Source organism: Streptomyces sp. NPDC054834 (genome assembly GCF_053611185.1).
The window spans coordinates 59,878-76,138 of the sequence record NZ_JBSGZV010000037.1 but is presented as its reverse complement, the minus strand read 5'-3'; the positions used below and the strand labels follow the sequence as shown (position 1 = coordinate 76,138).

Annotated in this window: 13 protein-coding genes and 1 pseudogene; 8 read left to right on the top strand and 6 right to left on the bottom strand. The window is 68.2% G+C overall.

Going from position 1 to position 16,261, the window contains the following annotated elements:
- Positions 1-2 precede the first annotated feature (2 nt).
- From ACWGJM_RS35585 to ACWGJM_RS35575, 3 genes are all read right to left on the bottom strand, one after another.
- On the bottom strand, positions 3-980 hold the full coding sequence (locus ACWGJM_RS35585; protein WP_453415894.1) for an ABC transporter permease: 978 nt from the start codon (positions 978-980) through the stop codon (positions 3-5).
- 93 nt (positions 981-1,073) lie between these two features.
- Positions 1,074-2,756, bottom strand: a complete 1,683-nt coding sequence (locus tag ACWGJM_RS35580; RefSeq protein WP_453415893.1) for an ABC transporter substrate-binding protein — start codon at positions 2,754-2,756, stop codon at positions 1,074-1,076.
- 74 nt (positions 2,757-2,830) lie between these two features.
- Positions 2,831-3,823 carry a LacI family DNA-binding transcriptional regulator gene (locus tag ACWGJM_RS35575; RefSeq protein WP_453415892.1) on the bottom strand — a complete coding sequence of 331 codons (993 nt, stop codon included), beginning with the start codon at positions 3,821-3,823 and terminating at the stop codon, positions 2,831-2,833.
- A gap of 229 nt (positions 3,824-4,052) precedes the next feature.
- Between ACWGJM_RS35575 and ACWGJM_RS35570 the strand changes: the two are divergent.
- Positions 4,053-5,043 (top strand): annotated as a pseudogene (locus ACWGJM_RS35570) (carbohydrate kinase family protein).
- Positions 5,044-5,184: 141 nt separating this feature from the next.
- On the opposite strand, the gene ACWGJM_RS35565 reads toward ACWGJM_RS35570, so the two are convergent.
- The 3 genes from ACWGJM_RS35565 to ACWGJM_RS35555 all read right to left on the bottom strand — a co-directional run bounded on the left by ACWGJM_RS35565 (position 5,185) and on the right by ACWGJM_RS35555 (position 7,199).
- A complete protein-coding gene (locus ACWGJM_RS35565; protein WP_453415891.1) occupies positions 5,185-5,316 on the bottom strand; it encodes a hypothetical protein in 132 nt (43 codons plus the stop codon).
- A 241-nt stretch (positions 5,317-5,557) separates the two neighbouring features.
- Positions 5,558-6,124 carry a dihydrofolate reductase family protein gene (locus ACWGJM_RS35560; protein ID WP_453415890.1) on the bottom strand — a complete coding sequence of 189 codons (567 nt, stop codon included), beginning with the start codon at positions 6,122-6,124 and terminating at the stop codon, positions 5,558-5,560.
- 364 nt (positions 6,125-6,488) lie between these two features.
- Entirely contained in the window at positions 6,489-7,199 is a 711-nt protein-coding gene (locus ACWGJM_RS35555) for a GntR family transcriptional regulator (RefSeq protein ID WP_453415889.1), read from the bottom strand.
- Positions 7,200-7,317: 118 nt separating this feature from the next.
- Between ACWGJM_RS35555 and ACWGJM_RS35550 the strand changes: the two genes are divergently transcribed.
- The 7 genes from ACWGJM_RS35550 to ACWGJM_RS35520 all read left to right on the top strand — a co-directional run bounded on the left by ACWGJM_RS35550 (position 7,318) and on the right by ACWGJM_RS35520 (position 16,016).
- A complete protein-coding gene (locus ACWGJM_RS35550) occupies positions 7,318-8,154 on the top strand; it encodes a fumarylacetoacetate hydrolase family protein (protein ID WP_453415888.1) in 837 nt (278 codons plus the stop codon).
- A gap of 15 nt (positions 8,155-8,169) precedes the next feature.
- Positions 8,170-9,096 carry a VOC family protein gene (locus ACWGJM_RS35545; RefSeq protein WP_453415887.1) on the top strand — a complete coding sequence of 309 codons (927 nt, stop codon included), beginning with the start codon at positions 8,170-8,172 and terminating at the stop codon, positions 9,094-9,096.
- A gap of 265 nt (positions 9,097-9,361) precedes the next feature.
- Entirely contained in the window at positions 9,362-10,585 is a 1,224-nt protein-coding gene (locus tag ACWGJM_RS35540; RefSeq protein ID WP_453415886.1) for an MFS transporter, read from the top strand.
- 11 nt (positions 10,586-10,596) lie between these two features.
- Positions 10,597-12,084 carry a bifunctional 3-(3-hydroxy-phenyl)propionate/3-hydroxycinnamic acid hydroxylase gene (locus ACWGJM_RS35535; RefSeq protein WP_453415885.1) on the top strand — a complete coding sequence of 496 codons (1,488 nt, stop codon included), beginning with the start codon at positions 10,597-10,599 and terminating at the stop codon, positions 12,082-12,084.
- Positions 12,081-12,923 carry an SMP-30/gluconolactonase/LRE family protein gene (locus ACWGJM_RS35530; RefSeq protein ID WP_453415884.1) on the top strand — a complete coding sequence of 281 codons (843 nt, stop codon included), beginning with the start codon at positions 12,081-12,083 and terminating at the stop codon, positions 12,921-12,923. The genes ACWGJM_RS35535 and ACWGJM_RS35530 overlap by 4 nt, the downstream gene beginning before the upstream one ends.
- On the top strand, positions 12,920-14,914 hold the full coding sequence (locus ACWGJM_RS35525) for an acetoacetate--CoA ligase (protein WP_453415883.1): 1,995 nt from the start codon (positions 12,920-12,922) through the stop codon (positions 14,912-14,914). The genes ACWGJM_RS35530 and ACWGJM_RS35525 overlap by 4 nt, the downstream gene beginning before the upstream one ends.
- A 139-nt stretch (positions 14,915-15,053) precedes the next feature.
- A complete protein-coding gene (locus tag ACWGJM_RS35520) occupies positions 15,054-16,016 on the top strand; it encodes an amidohydrolase family protein (RefSeq protein ID WP_453415882.1) in 963 nt (320 codons plus the stop codon).
- Positions 16,017-16,261 lie beyond the last annotated feature (245 nt).

Genomic DNA, 16,261 nt, shown 5'->3' with positions numbered 1-16,261 from the left:
CCTCAGCGGACGCGGACACGCGGGTCGAGGCGGACGTAGACGAGGTCGACGAGGAAGTTCGCGATCAGCACCGCCGCCGTGATCGTCAGGAAGATGCCCTGCATCAGCGGGTAGTCCAGGCCCTGGACGGCCATCAGCAGCTGGTAGCCGATGCCTGGGTAGGCGAACACGACCTCGGTGAGCAGCGCGCCGCCGACGACGAAGCCGAGCGCCATGCCGAAGTTGGTGACGGAGGGCAGCAGCGCGTTGCGCGCGGCGTAGCGGAACATGATCCGCGAGGGGCTGAGCCCCTTCGCCTCGGCCATCGTGATGTAGTCCTCGGCCGCCGTGGCGATCATGGTGTTGCGCATGCCGAGCATCCAGCCGCCGATGGAGACCAGCACGATGGTCAGCGCCGGCAGCACCAGGTGGGTGGCGACGTTCGAGAGGAACTCGCCGTTGAAGCCGGGAGTCAGACCCACGTCGTAGGCGTGCCGCATGGGGAACCAGCCGAGGCTCACCCCGAACAGGTACAGCGCGCCCATGGCCAGCCAGAAGTACGGGAACGAGCCGACGAAGATCAGCAGGGGTGGGAAGGCGGAGTCGAGGACGCCGCCGCGCCGCCAGGCGGCGACTATGCCGAGCAGGTTGCCGAGCACGGCCGCGATGACGAGCGCGACGCCACCGAGGAGCATGGTCCAGCCGATCTGCGAGCCGATCACGTCGGAGACCGGGGTCGGGAAGCGGGAGATGGAGATGCCTAGGTCGCCGGTGAAGACGCTCTTGACGTAGGAGACGTACTGCTCCCAGAGGGGGCGGTTGTCGAGGCCGAAGAGTTTCCGCAGCTGGGCTATCTGGTCGGGCTGCATGGTGCCCTGGGCCTGCGCGAACATCCGGGAGACCGGGTCGCCCGGCATGAAGCGCGGGAGAACGAAGTTCAAGGTGATGGAGGCCCAGAAGGCGAGCAGATAGAACCCCAGGTTGCGCAGGATCAGACGCACGGGTCGTGCTCCCTGTCGTTGGGGGGAACGTGTGTGGCGGTGCGCGGGGGCGGCCGTCCGGGGAGGAGGGCGGCCGCCGGTCCGCGGGCGGCGTCAGCCCTTGACGGGCTTGAGCGACGTGAGCAGGAGGATCGTGCTGCCGTTGCGGTTGCCGAGGGTGGCGTACGGGTTCTTCTCGGTGGGCCAGCCGGTGAAGCGGGCGTCCGTGTACGCGCCCCACTCGGGGCCGGTGAACAGCGGGACGACGGGCGCGTCCTCGTTGTACAGCTTCTGAAGGCCGTTCATCTGCTCGCGCTGCGTCTTCTCGTCCGTGGCGGCGGCGAAGGCGTCGATGAGCTTGTCGGCCTTCTTGTCGCCGAAGCGGTGGTAGTTCTCCGTGGCCTGCTTGCCGACCGGCTGGACCATCTTGGTCGACATCACGCCGCGGTAGTACTCGTACGGTGTGGCGCCGTTGTTGCTCCACACGATGCCGGTGTCGAAGCTGCCGGTGTTGTACGAGGACGAGACCGCCGACCAGTCGGGCGTCTTCACGGTGGCGGTGATGCCGACCTTCGCCAGGTCCTGCTTGATGATGTTGGCGACCGAGATCCAGTCGGAGGAGGCGGAGCCGACGGAGATGTCGAGCGTGAAGGGCTTGCCGTTCTTCAGCTTCCGCTTGCCGCCGCTCTCCTTGTAGCCGGCCGCGTCGAGGGCCTTGGCCGCCGCGTCGGTGTCGTACTTCGTCCAGGTGCAGGAGGCGGCCAGCGACGTGTCGCGCCACTTGTCGTACGTGCGGGCCAGACCCGTGCAGTCGGCGGGTTCGGCGTAGCCGTTCATCGCGACCTTCGTGATCTGGTCACGGTCGACGGCCATGCTGAGCGCCTTGCGCACGGCCGGGTCGTCGAAGGGGGCCGTGGTGGTGTTCAGCTGCCAGTTGATCATGGCGCCGGTGGCCGGGAACCAGTAGTGGTTGTGCTTCTTGTCCTTGGCGACGAAGGACTTCTCGATGTCCGGGATGAACGACTGCGTCCAGTCCACCTCGCCGTTGGTGAAGGCGATGTTGGCGCTGTCGTTGCCGGAGAAGGCGAGCATCTGGATGCCGGCGATCTGCTGCTTGGCGGGCTGCCAGTAGTCGGGGTTCTTTCGCAGCGCGTACGACTGGCTCTGGAACTTCTCGATCTTGGTGTACGGGCCGGTGCCGACCGGGTTCGGGTTGGTGAACTTCGTCGGGTCCTTCACCTTGGACCAGATGTGCTTCGGCAGGATGTAGTGGCCGCTGATCTCGTAGAAGGCGGTCGAGAACGCCTTGTTGAAGGAGAACTTCACCGTGTGGGCGTCGACCGCGGTGACCTTGTCGAGGTAGTCGAAGCCACCGAGCACCTTCTTCTGGAGCTCGAAGGTGTAGACGACGTCGTCGGCGGTGAGCGCCTGGCCGTCTGACCACTTGACACCGTCGCGCAGCGTGAAGGTGAGGGACTTGCCGTCCTTGGCCTGCTCCCACTTGGTGGCCAGCCACGGTGTGTCCTTGGAGTCCGCCATGCTGTGCACCGCCAGCGGCTCGTAGATCGCCTGGAGGGTCATGGGGGCGTTCTGCGGGGAGAGCGGGTTGAAGTTGCGCGTGAACGTCGCCAGATCCTCGCGCGGGATGGTGAGCAGCTGGTTGCCGGAGGTGTCACCGGCGCCGGCGGCGCCCGAGCCACTGGTACAGGCGGACAGGACCAGGGCTGCGGCGGCGGTCGCGGTGACCGCTCTCAGGACGGGCCGCAGCCGCCGTGAAGGTATGCGGGAGGGTGCCATAATGGAGACTCTTTTCCTCTCTTCAACACACAGGGCGAAGACGGGATGGGATTCCTCGGCGGACTGATTAGCGGTCAGACCGACGAGCGTTCGAGCAGCGGGCAGTCGATCGTCACCCGGCGGGTGCCGAGCGGCTGCCCCGCTGCGAGAGCGGCGAGCATGTCGACGCCCTTGGTGCCCATCGCCTCGAAGGGCAGGGCGAGCGTCGTCAGTTTCGGCCGCAGATAGGCGGCGATGAGTTCCTGGTTGTCGAACCCCACCACGGCCACGTCGTGCGGGATGCGCAGCCCACGTTCCTTGATCGCGTCGTACGCGCCCATCGCCATCCGGTCGTTTCCGCAGAACAGCGCGGTTGGCCGGTCGGCTGCCGGGCGGTCCAGCAGTTCGCAGGCGGCGGTGTAGGCGCCGTCGGCGGTGGCCCAGCCGGGGATGACGAGGGAGGGGGCGGGGGTGATCCCGGCCTCACGTAGGGCACGCTCGTACCCCTCGCGCCTGCCGATGGCGGCCGGGATCGCCGGGTCGAGGTTGATGAACCCGATGCGGGTGTGACCGGCGTCCAGGAGCCGGCGGGTCGCCTTGTATCCGCCCGACACCTCGTCGGGCAGGATGCACGGCAGCTCACCTTCCGAGTCGTAGCAGTTGACGAGCACCGTCGGTACCTCGCGGGCGGCCTTGGGGAGGCTGACGGCCCGGTGCCAGGTCGTGGCGTACAGCAGCCCTTCCACCCGGTGCTCCAGCATCTGGTCGAGCGCGGCAGCCTCCTGGGCGGGGTCGCCCTCGCTCGCGGCGATCAGCAGGAACCTCCGGTCACCCCAGGCGCGGCTCTGCGCGCCCGTGATCACTTCCGCCGCGAAGGGGCCGGTCACGATCTCGGTGATCAGCCCGAACCATCCGCTGCGGTTCGCGGCCAGCGCTCGTGCCCCGGCGTTGGGCCGGTAGCCGAGCTCGTCGATCGCCGCCAGGATCCGCCGACGGGTCTCGTCGGGGATGGCGGCCCCGGGCTTGTCGTTGAGGACGAAGGAGACCGTGGTCCGCGAGACGCCCGCATGGCGGGCCACATCGCTCATGGTCACGCGATGCGACTTGTTCGTGGCCACTATCAGTTCCCTTCGGCCGACCGGGTGCGAGACACCACCTCCGGTTTCGCGCTTTAATAACGCGCGTTACTTCCGTGTGGCTCGGAAGTTACGTCCGTCTTGAGCGGCATGTCAATACCTGCGCAGGGGCTGCATCAGGCCACTGGCTCGGTGCCCCCTCGCTATCCGCGCTCTCTCCGAGAGAGGCAGACCCGCCACCATGGCCCGACCCGAGTCCTCCAGCAGCGTCACGGTCCTCGGCGAGTGCGTCGCCGACGCCTTCACCGACGCTGCCCGGTCCAGCTCCGATGAACTCGCACTGCGGGCCCTGCCCGGTGGCGGCCCCGCCAACACCGCCGTCGCCCTCGCCCGGCTCGGCAACCCCCACCCGCTTCCTCGGCCGGTTCTCTGACGACGTCTTCGGCACCCTCTTCCGTGCCCGCCTCAGCGGCGCCGGCGTCGACCTGACCGGCAGCGTGACCGCCCCCGAGCCCAGCACCCTCGCCGTCGCCGACCTCGACGACTCCGGCCAGGCCACCTACACCTTCTACGCCGACAGCGCCGCCGACTGGCAGTGGACCACCGACGAACTCGCCGCCACACAGCAGGACGGCGCGGCCTGCCTGCACACCGGCTCCCTGGCACTCATACGCCAATCCGGCGGCACCCGCATCGAGGACCACCTCGCCCAGGCACGCGAGCACGTCACCGTGTCCATCGACCCCAACGTCCGCCCCCTGCTCGTACCCCCCGCCACCTACCGCGAACGGCTCCCCCACTGGTGCAGCCTCGCCGACATCCTTCGCCTCAGCGAGGACGACCTCGCGCTGCTCCTGCCCGGTGCTGGCACCGAGGAGGCGTGCGACACCTGGCACGCTGCCGGCGCGCGCCTCGTCGTCATCACCTTGGGCGGACGGGGCGCCCTCGCCTCCCTCGACGGTCTCCGCGTCACCGTCGCAGCCCCGGCCATCGACGTCGTCGACACCGTCGGCGCCGGGGACTCATTCACCGCGGGCCTGCTCCACCGGCTCGCCGCCGTCGGCCACCTCGGCGGCCGACTCGACGCACTGAGCCTCGAAGACCTGACCGACGCCTGCTCCTTCGCCGCTCGCGTCGCCACCCTGACCTGCTCAGTCCCCGGCGCGAACCCGTCTCTGGCGGATGCAGCGGGGCTGAAAGCCGGGGTGGATGGGCTCCTGCCCCATGCCTGAACGCGGCGCCCCCGTTCCCGCAGCCGTGACTGCGGGAACGGGGGCGCTGAATCCAAACTCCCGGCACCCCGTACGCGCTGTTGCCGCGGCGTCGCCGGTGTTGCGAGGCCGGAGCGCCGGGGAGCCGAGCGGCGCTTGAGATCAGGCGCGGCTATCGGTGAGGTCGGCGAGGAGCGCGGTGATGACGGGGCCCGCAGCGGCCATGGCGACCGAGCCGGAGGCGAGCAACCACTGGACCAGGAAAGGACTTACGTCGCCTATCTGCCCGGACATGCCATGCGGATCGCCGTCCTCTGCCTAGGCTCTTGCGGCAGAGAGCATCGCGCTGACCAGTTGTTCTCCGGACCGTCTCACGCGGCGGACGGGTGCTTTTGTCTCAGGATGGTGGCGCTTTCCTAAGTCGCGAGAACATACAGCGATGGAGGTCTCGCGGCTGATGTCGTAATCTCACGGGCCGTGTCGTACCGATGTCGTATACGACATCCCCGTGAGACTAGCGCGTGGGTGCTGCTGCTCAGCGCCTCGTCTCGTACCTGGTCAGGACCACGCCGCCGGGAAACGTCCGCGTCTCCACCAGGTTCAGGTTCACCCAGCTGTCCAGCGCGGTGAAGAACGGCGTGCCGCCGCCCACCAGGACCGGATAGGCGGCGATCGCGTACTCGTCGATCAGCCCGGCGCGCATGGCCGCCCCGGCGAGCGTTGCGCCGCCGATGTTCATTGCGCCGCCGTCCTCGGCCTTGAGCCGGGTGATCTCGGCGATCGCGTCGCTGGTGACCAGGCGGGTGTTCCAGTCGACCTTGTCGATCGTCGAGGAGAACACCACCTTCGGCGTGTCCCGCCAGTTCCGCGCGAACTCGATCTCCGCCGGGGTGGCGCCCGGCTGCTGGTCGCCGGTCGGCCAGTAGGAGCTCATCGTCTCCCACAGCTTGCGCCCGTACAGCGACAGGCCACTCGCCTGCTCGTGGTCGAGCCACCACTGGAACAGCTCGTCGCTCGGCGGTCCGCTCCAGCCGATGTCGTCGCCGGCCGCGGCGATGTAGCCGTCCAGGGTCAGGTTCATGCCGTAGATCAGTTTCCGCATGGCGCAGCCTTCCGTCCGTGGGTGTCCGGCGTATAGACCAGCGCGGCGCGGGAAACGCATCGGTGCGCGATCTGGGCTCGCCGGTAGCCCTCGTGCTCGGGGCTCAGCGTGGTGTACTCGGCCGACTCGGGCAAGCCGCCTGATCTCGACCTCGCCCTCGCGAGGAAATGCCACGGATGTGAGACTGATCATGGGTGACAAGGCCGTGAGACAGCCAAGAACGCCCAGGTCACGCAAGATCGACATGTCACGAGCGGCGAGACCCTACACCAGCCTAATTAGATGACACCGACTGCCTGGGCGCGGTGAACGACCGCCGCCGAGACCACGGCGAGAGGCAGGCTCGCTGACCAGCGCGTTTCTTTCAACAACCAAATGGGGAGCCGGGGTCCTGCTTGCCTTTTTCCTCGTGCCGCTCGTAATCGTTGAGCAGTAGTTGCGTGGTGATGTTGATGTGCTGGCTGAGTGCCTCGACGACGCCTGGTACATCCCGGGCGATGGCGCGATCGCAGATCATCTTGTGTTCTGCGGCGACATCGCGGTGGCTGTGCTCGGCCGGTGTGCGGGCCCAGCAGCGGTAGATCTCAGCGGCATCGCGCAGCTGTGTGGCGATGTCCCGCAGCTGCCGGTTGGGACATCCCTCCAGCAGGATGCCGTGGAAGCGGGCGTGGGCGTTCAGCCAGCGTTCGCTGAGGGCTCCGTCGTCGCTGAAGTACGCAGTGCGGGCGAGATGGTGGTGTGCCGCGAGCAGATCGGACTCCCACTCGATGGTGCCGGCGGCGACGGACTCCCGGACCACGTGGGTTTCGATGAATACGCGGGCCTCGGTCAGCTCCTGCAGGCGCTCGGGGGAAACGGTGACGACCCGGAACCCTTGCTGCGGCGCGAAGGTCGCCAGTCCTTGGCCGACCAGCCGGGGCAGCGCTTCCCGTAGTACCCCGCTGCTGGCGCCGTAGCTGTCCTTCAGGGCTTCCACGCGCAGACGTGAACCGGGCTCGTGCCGTCCGTTGAGGATGTCCGCGCGCAGCCGCTTGTAGATCTCCTCGGCGCGTGTCGTGGAGCGGGTCGTGGTCATGTCGAAGATACTAGCCCCTCTAGGTATTTTATAAAAATCTCGAGATTTCATTGACGTATCGACGGCGAGGGCGTTGACTCCAGACATTCAGCAGCAAGAGCACCGGAGGCAGCGCACCATGAGGACGACGACCCGATCCGGACGGATGTGTCTGGTGACCGGAGAGGCGGTGATCGATGTCGAGCAAGCCAGTGCTGGTCGGTTTTCGGCTGATCCGCTGGCAGTGTTCGAGGAGTGGGACGCGTTCCGGTCGTGGGCTGCAAAGCTGGAGCCTGCAGGCGCCCACGGATCGACTGGGCCGGACGGCAGCGTTTCGCCGACGCCGCGGCAGGTGTTCGCGATCGGGTTGAACTACCGCGGCCACGCCGAAGAGGCCAGCCTGGCGGCGCCTGAGTCCCCGTCGGTCTTCACCAAGTTCGCCACGGCCCTCACCGGCCCGGACACGCAGCTGAGGCTGCCCAGCGGCCGCGTCGACTGGGAAGCCGAGCTTGTGGTGGTGATGGGGCGCCGGGCGGAGCACGTGGCCGCCGGGGACGCCTGGTCCTACGTGGCCGGGCTGACCGCGGGGCAGGACTACTCCGAGCGCGAGGTGCAGTCCGTCGGCCCCGTGCCGCAGTTCTCCCTCGGCAAGTCCTTCCCCGGATTCGCGCCGACCGGGCCGGTACTGGTTACGCCCGACGAGTTCGCGGATCCGGACGACCTGGCGATCGAATGCCTCGTCAACGGGGAGAGCGTCCAGAAGTCCCGCACCTCGTCGATGATCTTCCCGGTCGCGGAATTGATCGCAGGGCTGTCCGCGGTCTGCCCGTTGCTGCCGGGCGATCTGATCTTCACCGGCACTCCCGCAGGAGTCGGACACGCCCGCACCCCTCAGCGCTACCTGCGGCCAGGAGACGAGGTCATCACCCGCATCGAGGGCATAGGACAGCTCCGGCAGACCTGTGTCGCCGCCTGAGAGAAGGGCACCACCATGGCCTTGCACAGACTGCAGTCACTCACCGTCGGCGTGCCGAACGTGGCCGAGGCTGCCGACTACTACGTCGACTTCGGACTCGAACAGGTGGCACCCGGACGGTTCGTCACCGTCGAAGGCGGTGAACAGTTCTTCCTCGAACATTCCCCCGTCCGGCGCCTGCTGGCGATGACGGTCGCCGCCGACGACGGCGACGACCTGGGCCGGATCGCCGCGAACCTGGAACGGCTCGAGCTGTCCTGCGAACGCGACGCCAACGCCCTGCGTACCACGGAACCCATCGCCGGTATCTCGGTGGAAGTGCGCATCGCACCCCGGCTGACTCGGATCACCGTCCCGGCCACCCCGTACAACGGTCCCGGACGCCTGGACCGTGCCGGCACCCGAGCACCCGTACTCTCCCGCACCGACCCGGTCCGGCCCCTGGCCCTGGGCCACGTCGTCATCGGTTCGGTGGAACAGGAGTCGACACAGCGGTTCTTCACCGAAGGACTCGGATTCAAGGTCAGCGATGTTGTGCCCGGCTCGGCCGCGTTCCTGCGCTGCTCCACCGACCACCACAACGTCCTGGTGCAGCAGGCGCCGCTCAACTTCCTGCACCACACCTCCTGGCAGGTGACGGATGTCGACGAGGTGGGCCGGGGCGCCACGCGCATGCTCACCGAGCACCCGGAACGCCATGTGTGGGGGCTCGGCCGCCATCACATCGGCTCAAACTTCTTCTGGTACCTCAAGGATCCGGCCGGCAACTTCAGCGAGTACTACGCCGACATGGACTGCATCGTCGACGACCAGCTGTGGACGCCACGATCCTTCGAAGGAATGCAGGCGCTCTACACCTGGGGGCCTCCGCCGCCGCCGTCGTTCCTCGCTCCCGAAGACCTGGCCGCGCTGATGGCCGGCGCCCATAAGGCAAATAACTGAGAGCGCCCGACACCGGAAACCGCGGCGGGGCGCGTTGCCCCGCCCGCATCACACGGATGAGGCCCCGAGCCGCATTCCTGCGCCGACCCGCCGTCGGCGAGCCGCACAGAGACACCTCCGCCCCTTTCCCGCAGCGCCGCGGTCAGCAGTCGCGACGGGTGAGACTGCTGAAATCGGAGCCGGAACATTGAGCACACCAGCCTTCGTCCGTCGGCGCGACCAACCGTCCCCGGGCCCTTCATCGCCGTCAGGCACCGCACTCGCCGTGGGCCTGGCTGTGATGACACTGGAGGGCTTCGACCTCGTCGCCTACGGTGCGACCACTCCGCTGCTGCTGGGCTACCGTCCCTGGCACCTCTCCGTCGCCTTCGTCGGCCTGCTCGGCAGCCTCACTCCGATCGGCATGCTCGTCGGCTCCCTGCTGGTCGGCCAGTTCACCGACCGGTTTGGCCGGCGCCGCACGACCCTGATCAGTATCGCGGTGGTCAGTGCCGGGATGTTCGCCTGCGCCGTGGCACCCCTTCCATCACTGTTCGGCGTCGGCCGATTCGTCGTCGGGCTCGGTGTCGGTGCGATCTACCCGGCGATGGGCCCACTGATCTTCGAACTGGCCCCGGACAGGCGAAAGAACCTTTACTCGGGCATCGTCCAGTGTGGGACCGCCATCGGCGGTTCGTTCGCGGCCCTCGTCGCCAACACACTGCTGAGTGGGCACAGTTTCCACCAGGAGTACCTGGTCGGCGGCATCGCCGGTCTGCTTCTGCTGCCCATGGCCTTCGTCTGGCTGCCCGAGTCCACGGAGTACCACCAGGCGGTCAGCGCGTCGGCCCCCGACCTCGGCAACCGTGGTGTCCGGCTGGTGCTCAGACCGCCCTACCGCGGCACCACCCTGATGTTCTGCGCCATGGCGGCCCTGTCGTTCTTGCTCATCTTCGGCATGAACACCTGGCTGCCGCGGCTGATGCAGACGGCGGACTATCCGCTGCAGGACTCACAGACCTTCCTCGTGCTGCTGAACCTCGGTGCCACCGTCGGCGGGCTCGCGATGGCGCTGCTGGCTGACCGTGCCGGATCGAGGGGCCCGATCACGGCCAGTTTCGCCCTCGGAGCCGCCGCGATCGTCGCCATGAGCGCCCAACTGCCGCTGCCGGTGCTTTACGGCATCGTGATAGTCGGCGGCTGCGGCGCGGTCGGCGTCCAGGGACTGATCAACGTGTACATCTCACGTTCCTACCCGGTGACCGCAAGGGCCAGCGCGGTGGGTGTCGCGCTCGGGGTGGGCCGCATCGGCGCCATCGCCGGCCCCACGTTCGGCGGCTGGATCCTCGCGGCCGGCCTGGAACCCCGCTGGAACTTCGTCCTCTTCGCCGTCCCCGCCGTCCTCGGCGCGGCCCTCGCCCTGGCTGTCGGCGGACGGACATCCCAGAATCAGGGCCGTCTCGCCCCCGCGCCGCGCGCCAAAGAGCCGACGGCCGGACACACAAAATGAAAGAGCGCATCATGGACACCTACGACATCGCCGTCGTCGGCTGCGGCCCGGTCGGACTGGCTCTCGCACGGCTGTTGGCCATGAAGGGGATCCGGGTCGCCGCCATCGACCCCAACCGGCTCGTCTGCCAGCATCCGCGCGCCACGCATCTCGACGACGAGACCATGCGCCTTCTGCAGACCCTCGGCGCGCAGGACATGGAACACCAGTTCCTGCGCCAAGCCGCCTGGACACTGCACCGGGAGGACGGGCAGGCCTTCCTCCAGCAGACGCTGCCCGAGGAGGAGTCCGACCAGGGCTGGCGCACCGACTACCAGTTCCACCAGCCCGACTTCGAGTCGCGGCTGCGGGGTCTGCTGGCGGCCGACGCGAACGCGGACCTCTGGTTCGGCTGGACGGCCACCGCGATCGAGCAGGACGACAAAGCGGTGCGGCTCACGCTGCTCGACCGGTCGACCGGAGCCGAAACCACTCTCACGGCCGGCTACGCCGTCGGCTCGGACGGCGCCAACTCCTTCGTCCGTCAGGCGATGAACGCCGAGGTCGAGGACCTCCACGGCACTCAGCGTTCCCTCATCGTCGACATCCACCCCTTCGAACACCCTGCACAGCTCCCGGCGGACAGCGGATTCATCTGGTGCGAGGGGAAGCGGCCCGTGACCTACGTCCCGATCTTCCCGCCCATGCTCCGCTTCGAGTTCATGCTCCTCGACGAGGACGACGCGGCAGAGCTCGAACGACCGCAGTCGGTGTACGACCTGCTGAGCCGCTGGCTGGAACCGGGCAGCTACCGCATCATGCGTACCGACACCTACGAATGGCACGCCCGGCTCGTGCACGGCTGGCGGTCCGACCGCCTGCTGCTCGCCGGCGACGCCGCGCACGAAATGCCTCCCATGCTCGGCCAGGGCATGTGCTCCGGGCTGCGCGATGCCGCGAACCTGGCGTGGAAGCTCGCCGCCGTGGTCAAGGGCGAAAGTCCCCAAGCCCTGCTCGACACCTACGAAAGCGAGCGGGCTGCGCACGTGCGCCCTTACATCGAGGAATCCGCTCGGCAGTCCAACCTGATCGAAGCCCTCGGAATGGGCGCGTTCCCGGAGCTGAACGGAACGCAGACGATCGAGAGGTACCGGCCGCTGCTGGGGCCAGGCGTGGTTGCCCAGCCCGGCGGAGCCATCGGGCAACTGAGCCCGCAGCCACGCGGCGCGAACGGGGAGAAGCTGGACGATGTGAGCGGATACGGCTTCACCGTCGTGGGGAAGCCGGAGGTCACCTCCGCCGTGTCCGTGGACGTGCAGCAGCTATGGCGCCAACTCGGCGTGGTGGCCGTCCCGGAGACGGGGCCGGTCATCGACCGCTGGCTGGCCGAACACGCGGCGGCAGCGGCAATCATCCGTCCGGATCGCTACACCTTCGCGCTCGTCGCCGACACGGCGGAACTGGAGCGGGCCACCCGCGACCTGGCGCGGACGGCATCGGTACAGGAGGTGGGCGCGTGAAGGAGTACGCGGCCGGAATGACGTGGGGGGAGGGCCCCCGCTGGCAGCGCGGTGCACTGTGGCTGTCCGACACCCAGGGCGGAAAGCTGTGGACCGACCACGACGGCCCCTGGCGCGGCATCCCGCTGGATGCCATCCCCAACGGCCTTTGGTTCCTGCCGGACGGGCGGCTGGTCGGGGCCATGATGCATCAACGGCGTATCGGCGTGTGGACCGGTGAGCAATTCGACACCTACGCGGACCTGAGCGCGGTGGCCACCGGTCCGCTCGGCGACATGGTCGGCGACCCGCACGGCAACCTTTACGTGGATGACGTCGGCTTCGCCGCGCACGCCGGTGAACCATTGCGACCGGGTCGGCTGCTGCGCGTTGCTGCAGACGGAGCGGTACACGTGGCCGCCGAAGACGTTGAGTTCCCCAACGGGCTGGCCTTCGCCGGCGACGGCCGCACCCTGGTTGTCGCCGAGACCACCCGGCAACGACTGACCGCCTTCACCGTCGCAGACGACGGCGCCCTCACGGACCGTCGCACCTACGCCGACCTCGCCCACCTGATCGGCGACGACGTCCGGCCGGACGGAATCTGGGCGACACAAGACGGAGTCTGGGTGGCCACCACGACCGGACACGCCGTCGCCCTGGTGCGGGAGAACGAGCTGGTCACCTCGATCGGCACCGGGACGCTGCTGCCGATCGCATGCTGCGGCGACGGCGGGAACCGGCTCTTCGTCACCCTCGCCGACACCCATGGCCTCCCCCTGCGCGAGGCCATGGCCACAAAGGCAGTGCACACGACGGTCGCACTGCTCGAAGTAGCGAAGGCGGGGGACACCTCATGAGCACGAAGCCACCGGACTGGACCCCGACGACACAGGCCGTCGAAAACGCCCGGATCACCGACTTCACACGGTTCGCCTCACAGCACGCAGGACGTGACCTGAGCGGTGACTACCGCAAGCTGTGGGCGTGGTCGGTTGACGACGTGAACGGCTTCTGGGCCGCGGTGTGGGACTACTTCCGTCTGCCCGAGCGCCCAGCGGGACCCGCGCTGGCGACCGAGGCCATGCCGGGAAGCGTGTGGTTCCCCGGCAGCACGCTGAACTACACGGCCGAGGTGTTCCGCGACCGGACCGGCACCGCCGTCATCACGGTGACCGAGGACACCGGCCCGGTGGCCATCACCTGGCACCAACTGCGCCGCCAGGTCGCCTCACTCGCGCAGGCACTCACCGGACTTGGCGTGCGCATGGGTGACCGGGTGGTGGGATACCTCCCCAACGGGGTAGAGGCCATCACAGCCTTCCTCGCCACCGCCAGCCTGGGCGCGACCTGGGCGGTGTGCGGGCAGGACTACACCGCGGCCGCGGCCGAAGCACGGTTCACACAACTCCAGCCGACCGTGCTGATCGCCGCGACCGGCTGCCTCCACGGCGGGAAGCACATCGACCGCTGCCCCGACGTACAAGCCCTGCGCGACGCACTGCCGACCCTGGCGGCGACCATCGTTGTAGGGGACGCGACACGGGTGCCCGACGCCCTTGGGTGGTCCGCGCTCACCGAGCACGACGCCGACTTCGCACCCCGCCCCGTCCCGTTCGACCATCCGCTGTGGGTCGTGTTCTCCTCGGGCACGACCGGACGGCCGAAGGGCATCGTGCACGGGCACGGCGGGGTCGTGCTCGAGCAGCTCAAAAACCTGGGCCTGCAGCTTGGCCTGCGCGCCGGGGACCGCCTGCTGTGGCACACCACGCCGAGCTGGATGATGTGGAACGTCTTGGTCGCTGGTCTGCTGCTGGGTGCCACAGCCGTGTGTTACGAGGGCAGCCCGACGTATCCCGATACCGATGCGCTCTGGCAGCTCGCGGCCGGCCTGGAGGTGAAGGTCCTGGGTACCAGCCCCGGCTACCTGGCGGCGTGTCGCAAGGCTGGCGTGCGGATCACCGACCACTGTCCGGCCTCGCTCGAGCGCCTGGGCGTCACCGGCTCGACGTTCCCCGGCGACCTGCAGCACTGGGTCGCCGGCGAGCTCGGGCCCCGGGCACAGGTGGTGTGTACCAGCGGCGGCACCGACGTGGTCACCGCGTTCCTCGGTGCCACCCCCACCACTCCGGTCTGGGCCGGGGAGCTGTCCGCCCCCTGCCTGGGCGTGTCCGTGGAAGCCTTCGGCCCGGACGGGAAGCCGGTGCGGGGCGAGGTGGGGGAACTGGTAGTACTCCGGCCAATGCCGTCGATGCCGCTCTTCTTCTGGGACGATCCGGACGGCTCCCGCTACCGCAACGCCTACTTCGACGTATACCCGGGAGTGTGGCGGCACGGCGACTGGATCACCATCACCGATCAGGGCTCGGTGATCATGCATGGCCGGTCCGACGCGACCTTGAACCGCCACGGCATACGCATGGGCAGCAGCGACATATACGGCCCGGTGGAGGAGCTCACGGAGATCGCAGAAGCTCTCGTCGTCGGGATCGAGCAGGACGGCGGCGACTACTGGATGCCGTTGTTCGTCACCACCACCGACGGCACCGACGTCGACGACGTGCTGCGCGAGAAGATCCGCAACGCCATACGCCACGGAGCCTCCCCCCGCCACGTACCCGACGAGATCATCCAAGCCCCCGGTATCCCGCACACCCGCACCGGCAAGAAACTCGAAGTCCCCGTGAAACGTCTGCTGCGCGGAGACGCTCAGGACACCGTGGTCGACCCCGGCAGCGTCGACAGACCAGAACTCATCGACTGGTACGCACGGATCGGCGCCGCTCACCGTACGCGACGTGGCACCGCTCTCGGTTCCGCTCCGTCCCGATCAGCGAACGGCAGACCCTAGAGCATTGAACGCTGCCCCGGGCTGCCCGACGCCGAGGCCAGCAGCATCGTTCCTGATAGCGGGGCCCGTCTGTCCGAGACCTGCCTACCGCCTCCGATCACCGCCACACCACCACAAGGCACGACGAAGGAGCCCTGCCATGACCTACATCGCGTTGGAAGAAGCTTTCATCATCCCGGAGTTGTTCTCGCGCCAACCCTCGTCGCCCCAGAAGATCCAGGTCAGCGACCAGTACGTCAAGGACTGGGGACGACGCCTGGGTGACTTTGAGGAGCACCGTCTTCCCGACATGGACGCACACGGCATCGACATTCAGATCCTGTCGCTGAGCGTCCCCGGCATCCAAGCCGACACCGACGCCGGCGCCGCCGTCGACAACGCCCGGTTTGCCAACGACTTCCTCGCCCAGACCATCGCCCGCCACCCCACCCGCTTCAGGGGGTTCGCCGCCCTGCCCCTGCAGGACCCTGCAGCCGCCGTGACCGAACTCCAACGCTGCGTCGAGCAGCTCGGATTCAAAGGTGCCTTGGTCAACGACCACACGCAGGGCCGATACCTGGACGATCCCGCATATGAGGAACTGTGGAGCGCGCTGGAAGAGCTCCGTGTGCCGTTGTACCTGCACCCCGGCTCGCTGCCCTGCGACGACTGGCACGTGATGCGCGGACGGCCCGAGATGTACGGGGCCAGCTGGAGCTGGCAGGCCGAAACCGGCGGCCACGCCATGCGGCTGATCTATGCCGGAGTGTTCGACCGGCACCCCGCCGCAACCCTGATCCTCGGGCACCTCGGCGAGTTCCTGCCGTTCCAACGCTCCCGCATCGACTCGCGCTACCGCTCGCTCCGGGTCGACGAACCGCTCCAGCGGATGCCGTCGCAGTACTTCGGGAGCAACATCCTGATCACCACGAGCGGGGTACTGGCCCCGGAGGCCGTACAAGCCGCCGTGCTGACCATCGGGGCCGACGCGGTCATGTTCGCGGTCGACTACCCGTACGAGGTTACGGCCGACGCGGTGGCCTCGATCGAGAAGGCTGACCTTCCATCTCAGGTGAAGGAGAAGGTTGCCCATCTGAACGCCAGACGTGTGCTGCGCATCTGACCGCAGCGCCTCGTCGGCAAGGTCGCCCAGCTCGGGCAGGGGGTCTTGTCCGGAGAAGACGGCGTGGCGGGCGAGCCGCTCGGCAGCCGTGGGATGCTCGCCGAACAGGAGCGCGAGACCCCGCCGGTGCGACTGCCTGTTCTGCTGCTTCGGCTGGGCATCGGAGTCAGCCGACAGCCGCACTGTTCTGCCGCCCCCTACTTGTCCTGCTCGCAACCGCCGCGCCGACCTTCGGCGCGACGGCC

Excerpts from the sequence above, each read along its gene's own strand:
- ACWGJM_RS35580 (WP_453415893.1), bottom strand. The coding sequence starts at position 2,756 with ATGGCACCCTCCCGCATACCTTCACGGCGGCTGCGGCCCGTCCTGAGA.
- ACWGJM_RS35575 (WP_453415892.1), bottom strand. The coding sequence starts at position 3,823 with ATGAGCGATGTGGCCCGCCATGCGGGCGTCTCGCGGACCACGGTCTCC.
- ACWGJM_RS35565 (WP_453415891.1), bottom strand. The coding sequence starts at position 5,316 with ATGTCCGGGCAGATAGGCGACGTAAGTCCTTTCCTGGTCCAGTGGTTG.
- ACWGJM_RS35560 (WP_453415890.1), bottom strand. The coding sequence starts at position 6,124 with ATGCGGAAACTGATCTACGGCATGAACCTGACCCTGGACGGCTACATC.
- ACWGJM_RS35555 (WP_453415889.1), bottom strand. The coding sequence starts at position 7,199 with ATGACCACGACCCGCTCCACGACACGCGCCGAGGAGATCTACAAGCGG.
- ACWGJM_RS35550 (WP_453415888.1), top strand. The coding sequence starts at position 7,318 with ATGAGGACGACGACCCGATCCGGACGGATGTGTCTGGTGACCGGAGAG.
- ACWGJM_RS35545 (WP_453415887.1), top strand. The coding sequence starts at position 8,170 with ATGGCCTTGCACAGACTGCAGTCACTCACCGTCGGCGTGCCGAACGTG.
- ACWGJM_RS35535 (WP_453415885.1), top strand. The coding sequence starts at position 10,597 with ATGGACACCTACGACATCGCCGTCGTCGGCTGCGGCCCGGTCGGACTG.
- ACWGJM_RS35525 (WP_453415883.1), top strand. The coding sequence starts at position 12,920 with ATGAGCACGAAGCCACCGGACTGGACCCCGACGACACAGGCCGTCGAA.
- ACWGJM_RS35520 (WP_453415882.1), top strand. The coding sequence starts at position 15,054 with ATGACCTACATCGCGTTGGAAGAAGCTTTCATCATCCCGGAGTTGTTC.